The organism is Pseudolabrys sp. FHR47 (assembly GCF_005153485.1).
Lineage (GTDB): Bacteria > Pseudomonadota > Alphaproteobacteria > Rhizobiales > Xanthobacteraceae > Pseudolabrys.
On record NZ_CP039740.1, the window covers coordinates 941,437 to 955,265 of the forward strand.

At 63.8% G+C, this 13,829-nt stretch carries 9 protein-coding genes; 5 read left to right on the forward strand and 4 right to left on the reverse strand.

What is annotated here, in order from left to right; translation table 11 throughout:
• Window positions 1–60: 60 nt before the first annotated feature.
• Entirely contained in the window at window positions 61–858 is a 798-nt protein-coding gene (locus E8Q40_RS04690) for an MBL fold metallo-hydrolase (protein ID WP_246663000.1), read from the reverse strand.
• Between the two features lie 531 nt (window positions 859–1,389).
• Between E8Q40_RS04690 and E8Q40_RS04695 the strand changes: the two genes are divergently transcribed.
• From E8Q40_RS04695 to E8Q40_RS04710, 4 genes are read left to right on the forward strand one after another with little or no spacing between them, the layout of a single operon-like run.
• Window positions 1,390–4,911, forward strand: a complete 3,522-nt coding sequence (locus E8Q40_RS04695) for a VWA domain-containing protein (RefSeq protein ID WP_137043293.1) — start codon at window positions 1,390–1,392, stop codon at window positions 4,909–4,911.
• A complete protein-coding gene (locus E8Q40_RS04700; protein WP_137043294.1) occupies window positions 4,911–6,665 on the forward strand; it encodes a type I secretion system permease/ATPase in 1,755 nt (584 codons plus the stop codon). Before E8Q40_RS04695 ends, E8Q40_RS04700 begins: the two co-directional genes overlap by 1 nt.
• Window positions 6,662–7,972 carry an HlyD family type I secretion periplasmic adaptor subunit gene (locus tag E8Q40_RS04705; RefSeq protein ID WP_137043295.1) on the forward strand — a complete coding sequence of 437 codons (1,311 nt, stop codon included), beginning with the start codon at window positions 6,662–6,664 and terminating at the stop codon, window positions 7,970–7,972. The genes E8Q40_RS04700 and E8Q40_RS04705 overlap by 4 nt, the downstream gene beginning before the upstream one ends.
• Before the next feature lie 2 nt (window positions 7,973–7,974).
• Entirely contained in the window at window positions 7,975–10,185 is a 2,211-nt protein-coding gene (locus E8Q40_RS04710) for a CHASE2 domain-containing protein (RefSeq protein ID WP_137043296.1), read from the forward strand.
• Between the two features lie 103 nt (window positions 10,186–10,288).
• Here E8Q40_RS04710 and E8Q40_RS04715 read toward each other — a convergent pair whose 3' ends face one another.
• Entirely contained in the window at window positions 10,289–11,233 is a 945-nt protein-coding gene (locus E8Q40_RS04715) for a 1-phosphofructokinase family hexose kinase (protein ID WP_137043297.1), read from the reverse strand.
• A 232-nt stretch (window positions 11,234–11,465) separates the two neighbouring features.
• On the opposite strand from E8Q40_RS04715, the gene E8Q40_RS04720 reads away from it, so the two are divergent.
• Entirely contained in the window at window positions 11,466–12,293 is an 828-nt protein-coding gene (locus tag E8Q40_RS04720; protein ID WP_137043298.1) for a sulfite exporter TauE/SafE family protein, read from the forward strand.
• A gap of 12 nt (window positions 12,294–12,305) precedes the next feature.
• Here E8Q40_RS04720 and E8Q40_RS04725 read toward each other — a convergent pair whose 3' ends face one another.
• Both E8Q40_RS04725 and E8Q40_RS04730 read right to left on the reverse strand, forming a co-directional pair.
• Entirely contained in the window at window positions 12,306–12,542 is a 237-nt protein-coding gene (locus E8Q40_RS04725) for a hypothetical protein (RefSeq protein ID WP_137043299.1), read from the reverse strand.
• 257 nt (window positions 12,543–12,799) lie between these two features.
• Window positions 12,800–13,684 carry a polysaccharide deacetylase family protein gene (locus E8Q40_RS04730; protein WP_137043300.1) on the reverse strand — a complete coding sequence of 295 codons (885 nt, stop codon included), beginning with the start codon at window positions 13,682–13,684 and terminating at the stop codon, window positions 12,800–12,802.
• Window positions 13,685–13,829 lie beyond the last annotated feature (145 nt).

Genomic DNA, 13,829 nt, shown 5'->3' on the forward strand with positions numbered 1-13,829 from the left:
AACGAACGATTCAGCATTAATTCTTCGTGGACGATGCTGCCGGGATCCGGCTACGTAGCGCTACAGATCGATGATCTGCCCCTCGCGCGCGGTCAGCGTGCCGGGGCGAGCGTCGGCGGCGTCGGCGGCCAGCGCGTCCATGAAGTCGTCGTCGTGCGACGGGTCGTGATGAAACAGGCAGAGGGTTTTGGCGCCGGCCTCATTGGCGAGCTTGACGCCACGATTCCAGGTCGAGTGGCCCCAGGTCTCACGGGTCTTTATTTCTTCCTCGGTGAAGGTCGCATCATAGACGATGAGATCGGCGTTGCGCGCCAGCGTCACCAGTTCGCGGTCGCGTCTGCCGGGGAAGCCGGACGTGTCGCTGATCAGCGCGAACACCTTGCCGCCGTATTCGAGGCGATAGCCGCTGGCGCCGTCGGGATGGTCGAGCGGCGCGGTGTGCAGGACGATGCCGGGATGCGGCTTGAGCACGTCGCCCGAGACGAAGTCGTGATACTCGATGCCAGCGCGGAAGATCTCGACTTCGACTGGAAACAGCGGCGAACTCATGATCTTGCGCATCACCTGCTCGACGCTGCCGTCGGGCAGCAGGTTGCCGGCCCAGATGCCGACCTTGTAGCCGTCGACGAAGAACGGCGCGAAGAATGGCAGACCGGTGACGTGGTCGAGATGGCAGTGGGTGAGGAAGATATCGGCATCGCGGCGCATACTATTTTTCACCAGCGCGTTGCCGAGCTGACGCAGTCCGGTGCCGGCGTCGAAGATCAGCACATGGTCGCCGCAGTGGACCTCGATGCAGGGCGTATTGCCGCCGTAACGGATCGTGTCGGCGCCCGGGCAGGCGATGCTGCCCCTCACTCCCCAGAATCGTACGCGCATGAAGTCCGCCGCCTTCGGTCGTTTCTTGGAATCATTTGCCCTGCATCCTAGCGGATCGCCAGGAAGGCTGCGGGGCTCCGGCCATCGCGTGGCCAATGTGCCGCAGGATCGTTGGCCCCGGTGTGATGCCGATCACGGCAGACCGGCCGGCGGTCGGAATAAGCTTCAATTGGAAGGGATCGGGCGGATGCCGCGGTTCGGCGCCTTGGCGTGCGGCCAATAGGGCCCCGGAAAGGGAGGCCTTCGCGGGCGTCTCCGTAAAACGCATCGGCAGGTTGCAAATTCGGGCTCGGCGCAGCCCAATTTGTCGGCAGTTGCCGAAATGAGCCTGTTTGGCCCCCGATTAATGATAATTCCGCGATTTTCCGGATTTTCCCGGCGATTTTGCGGAGTGTATACTATAAACGACCTGTTAAAGACCCGACCCGCTGGCGCCGAGCCCAATTCTGGCAAGGTGGGCGAGCCGGGCGGTAATCCGATCTTATCGCGGCCGTCGGGGCGGTCAGGGGCATGTTACGCGAAACGGATGTGTTCGACGCGCAAGGCTTCGCGTTCGCCGATATGGGCGAGCCGAAGGCGCCGGCGCTCGTCACCGTGGAGCAAGGCGCGCATGGCGCGACCGCCACGATCGCCGACGCGCATCTGCTGTTCAATTCGGACTTCACCCGCAGCGGCAACGACCTTCATATCGACGGCCACAGCGGCGACCGCGCCATTGTTAGCGACTACTTCGGTATCGGCGAACGGGCCTCGCTGATGTCTCACGAAGGCGCGCGCCTGTCGCCCGATCTGGTCGAAGCGCTGACGAAGTCGGTCGCGCCGCATCAATATGCGCAGGCCACGCCGCCGGCCCCCGCGGCAAGCGATGCGGTCGGCCGCGTCGTCACCGCAAGCTCCGACTCGACCATCCTGCGCAATGGCGTACCGGTTACGGTGCGTCCGGGCGATCCCGTGCTGCGCGCCGATGTGCTGCAGACCGCGGGTGGCACCATGGCCGTCACCTTCAACGATGGCTCGACACTCAACCTGACCGCCAATACGCGGATCGTGGTCAGCGAGTTCATCTATTCGCCGAGCAACACGGGCAACTCGCAACTGCTCGACCTGATCCAGGGCTCGCTCACCTTCATTTCCGGCGAAGTCGCGCATTCCGGTGACATGCGCATCGGCACGCCGGTCGCGACCATGGGCATCCGTGGCACCGTCGGCGGCGTCACCACGGCGAGCGATGGCACCGTGCAGTTCTACGTGTCGCAGAGCGCGACCGGCGCGGTTATCATCAATCAGCAGGGCCAGATCATCGCCAACGTCGTGCAGGACGGCCCGCTCATCGTGGTGCGGCCGGTCGGACCGCTGCAGGTCGTCGCCGACGAGATTCAGAAATCTCCGGCGCAGCTCGCCCTCGAACTCCAGGCGCTGCAGCAGATCGTCAACATCAAGGCGATCGGCGACCAGTTGCTGCAGCAGTTCTTCCAGCAGCAGCAACAGCAAAGTCCCAACCCACAATCGCCGCAAGGCGGGCCGCACACCCAGATTCCGGTCGACGACAGATTTAAGATCACGCTGTTCCAGGACAATCCGGGCAATAACGGCACTGTCACGCCGCTGACGCACGCCGTCATCGAAACCCTCATCAAGGACCCGGACGGTCCGCCGACCATCACGGTGCCGCTTCCGGTGAATTTGCCGCCGGTTACATTCGCGCCCTTGTCGTTGACCACGGCGGAAGACACGCCGCTCGTCTTCGGCGGTTCGAGAGCCATTTCCATCGTCGATAATGACAGTTCGACCCTGACCGTTACCTTGTCGGTGACGAACGGCGTGCTCAGCCTCGGCAATGTCGCCGGGTTGACGTTCAGCGCCGGTGACGGTGCTAACGATGGCGCGATGACCTTCAGCGGCTCGCCGGCGGCGATCGCCGCCGCCCTGAACGGCCTCACTTATACGCCGTCGCAGGATTACAACGGCCCGGCCACCTTGAGCATTTCGGCAGGTGACGGCAACTCGGCGCTGTTGTCGACGACGGTAACTCTCAACGTCACCGCCGTGAACGACGCGCCGGTGCTGAATTACTTCAACTTCAATGTGAGCGGCGATGACCCGGTCGTTCTGACGTCGAGCGATTTCAGCGTTACCGATCCCGACGGCCCGAACGTGATCTTCACGGTGACGAACGTTACTGGCGGCGAGTTCGTGGTCGATTCAGGGTCGAACAACCTGTTCTCGATACAGTCGTTCCAGCAGGGGCCGGTGACGTTCACGGCCGACGACATCGCGAACGGTCGCGTGAAGTTCGTGCCGGACGGCAGCGGCGACCCGGTGAGCTATTCGGTCTCCGTCAGCGATGGCATCGATTCGAGCTCCGCGGTCGAGGATCATCTGCCGGTGGCGAAGGGTGTGTCGGCCGATGTCGTCGCGGGGACGGCGGCGTCGTCATATAACCTGGTCTTTATTCTCGATGTTTCGGGAAGTATGGGTTCCGAGGTGTCGCAAGGCGTATCCCGTCTCGATCTGGCCAAGCAGGCGATTGAGAACCTTCTTGAATCCAGTTCGGTTCCGATCAACCAGGTCATGGTGGTCGCCTTTGACGGCCAGGCCTATGTCTACGATGTTGATGGCAATCACTGGGTCAGCGCCGCGCAGGCCAACCAGTACGTTCAGTCGCTCCAGCCGGGAGGCGGCACCTATTACGACACGGCGCTCGATGCAGTCGCCGACAATTGGGGGCAGGGCCCGAGCTCCGCGTCGAAAACGGTCGCTTATTTCATCTCCGACGGCGAGCCGAGTTCCGGTCACGGTGCGAATGCGGGAACCTGGGAGTCGTTCCTGCAAAGCAATAACGTCGACATTTCCTACGCGATTGGCATCAGCACCAATGTGAACGATGCGGACCTTGCGCCGATCGCCTGGAGTTCGACCAACCCGAACTTCGCGCCCATCGTGATCGATTCGGCGACAGATCTTAACGACACGCTGCAAGGCACTTTCGTCGCGACCCATAACATTTTCGACGATGGCGCAGATTTCGGCGGCGATGGCGGCCGCATCCTGTCGATCGCCGTCGATGGTCAGACCTATACCTGGGACGGCCTCAATACGGTGTCGTCGAGTTCGCAGGCGCAGTGGAGCCATACCGCTTCCTCGCTCACGGTAACGACGGCGCTCGGCGGCATTCTCACCTTCTATTTCGGCGACGAAGGCCAGGCCCATCAAGCCGGTGACTGGACCTATACGCCGCCGGACAATGTCGATCATTCGAGCAACGAGGTGTTCCGATATACCCTCGTGGACAATGACGGCGACAAGGCGAGCGCCAGCATCACGGTGCATGTCTACGATCAGGACGGGCCGAACCCGTCGAATGACAGCGTGTTCACCAATGCAAGCGGCTCTTTCGACATTCCGGACTGGGTTCTGCTGCGGAACGACAACGATCCCGATGGCTTCCTGTCCGTGGAAACGGTGAGCAATGCCGCGGCACCGATTTCGGCTTCCCACTGCGACGATCAGGTGACCGTCGATCTGAACGGCCTCGCCGGCGACAACCGAACTTTCACTTACACGGTTTCCGACACCCGTTTGACGGACAGCGCCACCGTTACGGTGACGCAGGCCGCCAGTCTCGATCAGTCGCAATCCACCGACGACCGCATCCTTGTCGCCGCCAGTGCGTCCATCATGATCGGCGGCAGCGGCAACAATGTCCTGATCGGCAGTGACGGCAATGATGCCATGACAGGCAATGGCGGCTCCGACGCCTTCGTTTTCCAGCCGGGCGGCGGCGAGGATAGGATCGAAGACTTCTCCGGCCACGCCGGTCAGGGCGACGTCATCGCGCTCGACGGCTTCAGTTTCTCAAGCTTCAATGAATTGAAGCAAAATGCCGACATCACCGACATCGGGCAGGACGGCCATCACACGACTCTGATCGACTTTGGCGGCGGCGACACGATCACTCTGGTCGACGTCGATCCCAATCAGCTCACGGCCGCGGATTTCATCTTCCACCCGGCCCAGTATAATATCGGCTGATGCAAGCCGGACCCCGGTCAACCAAGCCCCGTTCCGAACTCTCGGATGCGCTCGCGGCCTGCCGCGGCGCATTCGTCGGCACCGGGCTAATCTCGGGCATGAGCAACATCCTCATGCTCACCGGCGCCCTGTTCATGCTCGAGGTCTATGACCGCGTGCTTCCCAGCCGCAGCGTGCCGACCCTCGTGGGCCTGTTTATTCTCGTCGTCGTTCTGTTCGCCGCGCTCGGCGTGCTCGATGCCATCCGCTCCCGTATTCTGGCCCGCGTCGGCGCCGCGCTCGATGAATCCCTGAGCGGTCGGGTCTACGACACTCTGGTCCGTTTGCCCCTGCGTATCGGTACGCGCGGCGACGGCAACCAGCCGCTGCGCGATCTCGACGCCGTGCGTTCCTATCTGTCCGGGCTCGGCCCGGTGGCGCTGTTCGACCTGCCCTGGATTCCGCTCTATCTTGCCATCTGCTTCGTCTTCCACCCGCTCATCGGTCTCACGGCGCTCGGCGGCGCTATCATTCTCGTCGCGCTGACGGTGGCGACCGAGATGATGACGCAGGCGCCGTCGAAGGCGGCGATGGAGGCGGCGGCCGCGCGCAGCAACATCGCGGAGTCGAGCCGGCGTAATGCCGAGGCGCTGATCGCCATGGGTATGCTGCCGCGCCTGGCGGCGCGCTGGGCCAGGGCCAACGGCGCTTATCTGTCAAACCAGCAGCGGACCAGCGACATCGGCGGCGGCCTCGGCGCAGCGTCGAAGGTGCTGCGCATGCTGCTGCAATCGGCCGTGCTCGCGGTCGGTGCCTGGCTGGTCATCAATCAGCAGGCGAGCGCCGGCATCATCATCGCCAGCTCGATCCTCAGCGCGCGGGCGCTGGCGCCGGTCGATCTGGCCATCGCCAACTGGAAAGGCTTCGTCGCCGCGCGGCAGAGCTGGAAACGTCTGAACAATCTGCTCGAGGCGATGCCGGCGCCGCAGCAGCCCATGGCGTTGCCGGCGCCGTCGCACCGGCTCATTGTCGAAGGCGTCGCCGCCACCGCGCCGGGCACCAACAAAGTGTTGGTGCAGGAGGTTGGGTTCAAGCTGGAAGCCGGGCAGGGCCTCGGTATCATCGGACCGAGCGGCTCGGGCAAGTCGTCGCTGGCGCGCGTTCTGGTCGGCGTGTGGCCGTCTGCGCGCGGCAAGGTGCGGCTCGACGGTGCCGCCCTCGATCAGTGGTCGCCGGAGCAACTGGGCCCGCATATCGGCTATCTGCCGCAGGACGTCGAGCTGCTCGCCGGCACGGTCGCGGAGAACATCGCCCGCTTCGAGGACAAGCCGGAAGCCGAAGCCGTCATTGCCGCCGCCAAAGCCGTCGGCGTCCACGAAATGATCGTGGCGCTGCCGCAAGGTTACGAGACGCCGGTCGGCGACCACGGCGAGTCTCTGTCAGCCGGGCAGGCGCAGCGCGTCGCGCTCGCCCGCGCCGTCTATCGCAATCCGTTTCTGGTAGTGCTCGACGAGCCGAACTCACATCTCGATGCCGAGGGCGACACCGCATTGACACGCGCCATCCTCGGCATCCGCGAGCGCAAGGGCATCGTCGTCGTCATCGCCCATCGGCCGAGCGCGATCGCGGGCGTCGATCAGATTCTCGTGCTCAATCAGGGGCGCGTGCAGGCCTTCGGACCGAAGGACGAAGTGCTGGCCAAGGTGTTGCAGCGCCCGCCCGGTGTCGCCGCGGCGACGCCGATCAACGCGCGGTCGGAAGGGCAGGCGTCATGAGCCCGCAGCCAAACTCGGCGGCGCGCGCCTCGATCCGGCGACATCTGATCGTCGGCCTGATGATTGTGGTCCTGCTCGGCGGTGGCGTCGGCGGCTGGGCGGCGACGGTGAAACTGTCGGGTGCGTTGATTGCGCAAGGCTCGGTGGTGGTCGACCAGAACGTACAGAAGGTCCAGCATCCGACGGGCGGCATTGTCGGCGAACTGCGTGTGCGCGACGGCGATCACGTCAAGGCCGGCGACATACTGGTGCGCCTCGACGAAACGGTGATGCGCGCCAACCTGGCGATCGTCGCCAAGGGGCTCGATCAGCAACTGGCGCGCAAGGCGCGGCTCGAGGCCGAGCGCGACGGTGTTGAAGCCATCGCCTTCCCGACCGATCTGGTGGCGCGCAGCAAGGACCCCGACATCGCCGCGACGCTCACCAGCGAGCAGAAGCTGTTCGAATTGCGCCGTACCGAGCGCACCGGCCAGAAGGCGCAACTGAGCCAGCGCGTCGCCCAACTCGAGCAAGAGATCGGCGGCATCGAGGCGCAGCAGGCCGCTAAGGCCCAGGAACTCGACCTGATTGCCCGTGAACTTGCCGGCGTGCGGGACCTTTACAACAAGAACCTGGTGCAGCTCTCGCGCCTCACCCAGCTCGAGCGCGAAATGGCGCGGCTCGGCGGCGAGCGGGCGCAGCTCATTGCGGTCGCGGCGCAATCGAAAGGCAAGATCGCCGAAATCAGATTGCAGATCATCCAGATCGACCAGAACCTGTCGAGCGAGGTCGCCAAGGAATTGCGCGAGACCGACGGCAAGATCGGCGAGTTCGTCGAGCGCAAGATCACCGCCGAGGATCAGTTGCGCAGGATCGACATCCGCGCGCCGCAGACCGGCTTCGTGTTCCAGTCGTCGGTGCATACGATCGGCGGCGTGATCACCGCGTCCGATCCGATTATGTATATCGTGCCCGACAACGACCGGCTGCAGGTCGAGGCCAAGGTGCAGCCGCAGGACATCGCCCAGGTCAAGGTCGGTCAGCCCGCGGTGCTGCGCTTCTCGGCCTTCGATACCCGTACCACGCCGGAGATCGACGGCGAGGTGACGCGCGTGTCGGCCGACACCTCGACCGATCAGCGCACCGGCTTGAGCTATTACACCATCCGTATCGGCTTGCCGCCGGAGGAACTGAAGAAGCTTGGCGAATTGAAGCTCCTGCCCGGCATGCCGGTCGAGGCCTTCGTGCAGACCGGTGAGCGCACCGTTATCTCCTATCTGATGAAGCCGCTCTACGATCAGTTCATGCGCGCCTTCCGCGAGAAGTGAGCATGGCGATCGTCCGACGTTTCGGTCGCTGGTTCGGCATCGGTCGGGCGGTGAGTCTTGCCCTCCTGGCGGCGCTCGTCATGTTGCGCATCGCCGATCCGGCGCCGCTCGAAGCGCTGCGCAGCCGGACCTTCGATCTCTACCAGCGCATCAAGCCGCGCGAGGCGGCCTTGCGCCCGGCGGTGATTGTCGACATCGACGAGGCCAGCCTCAAGGCTCTCGGCCAATGGCCGTGGCCGCGCACCTTGCTCGCCGATCTCAACACCAGGCTGACGCGCCTCGGCGCCGCCGTGATCGCCTACGATATCATCTTCGCCGAGCCCGACCGCATGTCGCCAGCGGTCGCTGCCGACAGCTTCCGTAATCTCGACGCGGCGACGCGCGATGAACTGCGCAAGCTGCCGGACAACGACGCCGTGTTCGCCGAGGCCATGCGGCAATCGCGCGTCGTGCTCGGCGAGTCCGGCCATCATCTGCCGGATGGCGCGGCCAAGCCGCCGCAAGTCGGCTTCGCCATGATGGGACCGGACCCGCGCCGCTTCCTGCTCAATTATCCCGGCCTGATCGGCAACCTGCCGGTGCTGGAGCAGGCGGCGGCCGGCCGCGGCATGCTGACCATGCGGCCTGAGCCTGACGGCATCGTGCGCCGCGTGCCGATGCTGATGATCGCGCAGGACACGCTGATGCCGGCGATGACGCTGGACATGCTGCGCGTCGTGACGCGGGCGTCTGCCTTCCGCGTCAACGGCGATCCGGCCGGCGTGCGCAGCGTCGCCATTCCGGCGCTCGATATTCCGACCGACGGCCAGGGCCAGCTCTGGATTCATTTCGCGCCTTACGACGCCAACCGCTACGTGTCGGCGAAGGACGTGCTCGAAGGCCGCGTGCCGCTGGAGCGCATCGCGCGCAAGCTGGTGCTGGTCGGTACCTCCGCCGTGGGCTTGCGCGACATCAAGGCAACGCCGATCGATCCGGCGATGTCCGGCGTTGAGGTCCATGCGCAAGTGCTGGAGAGCATCCTGTCGAAATCGGTGCTGGCGCGGCCCGGCTATGCCATCGGCGCCGAGCTGGTGACCGCCGTTCTGTTCGGCCTCACGATCATTGCACTCGGCCCGATCCTCGGCGCGGCGATGATGGTCGGCCTCGGCGCGCTGGTCGCAGCGGCGATCGTCGCCGGCTCGTGGTATCTGTTCGCGCAACAGCGCATGATGCTGGACGCGACCTTTCCGTTGCTCGCCACCTTCCTGATCTACCTGACGCTGATCTTCACCAACTATTTCCGCGAGCAGTTGCAGCGCCACCGCATCCGTACCGCCTTCGGCCAGTATCTGTCGCCGGAACTGGTGTCGCAGCTGGCGCATTCACATGAGACGCTGACGCTCGGCGGTGAAGACCGCACCATGTCGATCATGTTCTCGGACGTGCGCGGCTTCACCACCATTTCCGAATTGTACAAGGACGATCCGCAGGGCCTCACCACCCTGATGAACAACTTTCTGACGCCGCTGACCAACGCCATCATCGAGAACCAGGGCACCATCGATAAATATATCGGCGACGCCATCATGGCGTTCTGGAATGCGCCGCTGCACGATGCGAACCACGAGGCCCACGCCTGCGCGGCGGCGCTGGAGATGCTGCGCCGGGTCGAAGTGCTCAACGAACAGCGTGAAAAGGAAGCAGCGGCCACAGGCCAGCGCTTCATCCCGATCAAGATCGGGGTCGGCATCAACACCGGCCGCTGCGTCGTCGGCAATATGGGGTCGGACCTGCGCTTCAACTATTCGGTGCTCGGCGATGCCGTGAACCTCGCTTCGCGGCTCGAAGGCCAGTCCAAAAACTACGGCGTCGGCATCATCATCGGCAGCGGCACTGCCAAGGCGATCGGCGACAAATTCGCCACGCTGGAACTCGACAAGATCACGGTGAAGGGCAAGACCGAGCCCGAGACGGTCTACACCGTGCTGGGCGCCGCCGATGTTGCGCGCAGTGAGCCGTATCTGCAGCTGCGCCGGGTGTTCGGCGAGATGCTGGCAGCCTATCGCAGCCAGGATTTCGACGCTGCCGAGCGGATGATCCTGCGCTGCCGCGAGGCGGTGCAGCCCTTCGGGCTCGACCGACTCGTCGATATCTACACCTTGCGCATCGCCGGCTTTCAGAAGGAAGCCCCGCCCGCGGACTGGAACGGGGTGTTCGCGCTGGATACGAAGTAGGGCGTGGGCACAGAGGTCATCGCCCGCGAAAGCGGGCGATCCAGTAAACACAATCCTCTCGGTGGGGTATTGGATGCCCCGCTTTCGTGGGCGCTTTAGCGGGTTACCCGCCGATCTCCGTGATCTCCACCTTCGGCAACAGCCGCTTCACTTCGGCTTCGCGGCACAATTCGGTGCCGGGACTCATCACCGCGGCGGTGCCGGCGGCGACGGCGACGCGGAAGGCATCGTTCTCCGATTGCCCCTGCGCCAGCGCCCAGACCAGACCGCCAAGAAAGCTGTCGCCGGCGCCGACCGCGCTCACCACTTCTATCTTCATCGGCTGAGCCTTGAGCGCGCGATCCTTTGTCACCAGCATCGCGCCGTCGCCGCCGAGCGTGAGCGCGATCATGGCGACGCGGCCGTCGTCGATCAGCGTGCGGCAGGCGGTGACGCAGGCGGCGTCGCTGTCGAGCGTCTGGCCAGTGAACTCGCTGAGCTCGTTAAGGTTCGGCTTGATAATGTCGACGCCCTCGGCGATCGCTTCCTTCAGCGCATCGCCGGATGTATCGACCACGGTGCGGGCGCCGAGCTTGCGCGCTTCGCGATTGACGCGGGCAAAGAAATCGTCCGGCACACCGGGCGGAATGCTGCCGCTGGAAACGACGAAGGCAGGCTTGCCCTCGATCGCGGTCAGCCGGTCAAGGCACGCTTCCCATTCGGCGCGGTGCAGCCGCGAGCCAGGCAGCACGAAGCGATACTGCTCGCCGCTTGTCGTCTCGTAGGCGGTGAAATTCTCGCGCGTCTCGACATGCGACGGCGTTGCCACGCTGTTGATTCCTTCGCGGTCGAGCAGTTTTTGCAGCAATTTGCCGATGACGCCGCCGGCCGGGTAGATCGCGGTGACGTCGCCGCCGAGACGATAAGCGACGCGCGCAACATTGATGCCGCCACCGCCGGGGTCGCGCTTGGGCGACGAGCAGCGCATCTTTCGGGTCGGCTCGACGCGCTCGACGTCGACGAAAATGTCGACGGCGGGATTGATGGTGATCGTCACGATATTGGACACGAGGAGCGTTCCTGCGGTTGCGGCAACCAGATCGTTGTGGGTAGCAAACGCCGAAGAGGTATTTTCGTTCGGTATATCGTGTTTGAAGAGAGCGAAAATTTCGTTACGCTTGTTGTCAAGATGATATTTCTCCCCTCGGATATTCTTGTTTTGTCAACGACAGCTTGTAATTGCTGTTCTCGTCCGCTGTGCTTAAAACGACAGGAGGCCATTGCGGCCTGACGGGACCTCGATGATCGATCCGCTTTATTCGTTATCCGGCTTTGCTGTCGGTCTTCTGGTCGGCATGACGGGCGTTGGCGGCGGGTCGCTGATGACACCGCTGCTCATTCTGCTGTTCGGGATCCATCCGGCAACGGCAGTGGGCACCGATCTACTCTATGCCGCGGCGACGAAGACCGGCGGCAGTCTGGTGCATGGCTATGGGCGCAGCATCGACTGGCGCGTCGTGCGCCGGCTGGCGACGGGCAGCGTTCCAGCGACCTTCGTCACCATCGCGGCCTTGTCGCATCTCAACCTCGATGGCGCCGCGGCGAGCCATCTCATTACTTTCGTTCTCGGCTTTGCGCTGTTCCTCACGGCTTTCGTGCTGGTGTTCGGGCAGCCGATCGTCGGCTGGTACCGCAGCCGTGTCGTCATGCTCGACGAGCGGCGTACTGCAATATCCACCGTCGTCGTCGGCGCGATTCTGGGCGTGCTGGTATCGATATCGTCGGTTGGCGCGGGCGCGATCGGCGTCGTCGCGCTGATGATGCTTTACCCGCAGTTGTCGATGGTGCGGACCATCGGCTCCGATATTGCGCATGCCGTGCCGCTGACGCTGATTGCGGGCGCCGGTCATTGGTGGATGGGCTCGGTCGACTGGCACATCATCACTTCGCTGCTGGCCGGTTCTCTGCCCGGCATTTTTGTCGGCAGCTATTTTGCGATCCGCATTCCCGAGCGCGCCTTGCGCCTCGTTCTGGCGACGACATTATTCATCGTCGCGAGCCGTATCGTCTACGACCACGCGACCGCAGCGTCTTCCATCTTCACGGCTCTAGGCAGCATCAGCCGATAAAACGCGGCCGGCTCAATCGAGTCGCGTCTGCGAACTCTGTTCGGCGTCGTAGATCGATACCTGGACCACTGGAAAGGCCTTCTTGATCGCCTGTCCGGCAGCGCGCGCATCGTCGAGCGACGCGAAGGTCGCCTTGGTCTGACGATCGACCTGGAGGCGATAGCGCGCCATCGCCGGCTTTATCTGGCTTGCGCGGACCGCATCCGGTTCAGCCGCCTTGTCTTTCTTCGGCATGTTAATCGTGGCCATGCGAGATACGTCCTTCGCGGCCCGGAGCGGTTTCCGGACTTCTGCTTCCATCGAGAGGCCCCTGTTATCGGGTATGGCCTCCCTGAGGATGATTCGATTGGGAAGCCGAGGTGAAGTCTGCGCTCAATCGGCGGTCCAAGGCAAGCGCCGCCCGCCCGGCTATCCAAAGGCGCATGTGCCAAAAAGAAACCGGCCGCGCTGTTAGCCAGGCGCGGCCGGTTGTGTCGATCGATGCCGATTCCTTACGAGGAAAGGGATCAGTTTTCCTTGATGGTCTTGATCACGCTCGACATCGGGCGGGCATCTTCCATGCCGCCGCCGATTTCCTTCATGACCATGTCGACATATTCCTTCTTCGGCTCGATCGGCGTCTTGCCGGTGATCTGCACGACCTTGTAGCCGCCGTCCTTGAGACGCTTGAGCAGTTCCGGCGTCGCCGCGGCCGTCGCCGGCTGGAAGTCATGCATCAGGATGATGCCTTTGCCCGTCTTCTCGAGCTTCTTCATCACATTGGCGACGACTTGCTCGGGCTTGCGCGTTCTGAAGTCGAACGAGTCGAGGTCAGTCGAGAACATGCCGACATTGCGGTCGGCGAGGTACTTCATCATTTCCGGCGGATGACGCAGCGCCGGGAAGCGGAAGAACGGCGGCACCGGCTTGTTGCCGAGCGCGATGCTGACGGCGGCGAGGCCCTTCTCGAACTCCGCGACCGCTTCTTCCTGCGTCAGGCGCGACAGGTCCTTGTGCGACCAGGTGTGCGAGCCGATGGTGTGTCCTTCGGCGGCAACGCGCTTGAGAATTTCCGGATGCCAGCCAGCATGCTTGCCGATGGCAAAGAACAGCGCCTTGGTGCACTGGTCGGCGAGCGCTTTCAGCACCGCCGGCGTGTGGCCCGGCCACGGGCCGTCGTCGAAGGTGAGCACGACTTCCTTGTCGCGCAGGAAGTCATAAGCCTTGAAGTGCTCGAAACCGAAACCCGGCGCGCCCGTGGTGTCGATCTCGACGACGCGGGTGACGCCCAGCGCATTCGGGTTGTCGCATTTCGCCGCCGTGGCGGCCGGCGCTGGGGCGTTCTGGGCCCAGGCCGCCGTGCCCGCGGCGGACAGTGAGGCGGCGACAAGAAGGGCCAAAGCGGTACGCATAGACAGCTCCATAGGGAGAGAAACTTTAAACTGATGCCGAACGGCATTCATTGCGACTTTAACCTTTTGAGTCAACGCAACTGCCGAAAACACGCGATTTTTGCGCCATACGAACGGGATATGGTTAACGGCGCCGCTATCCACC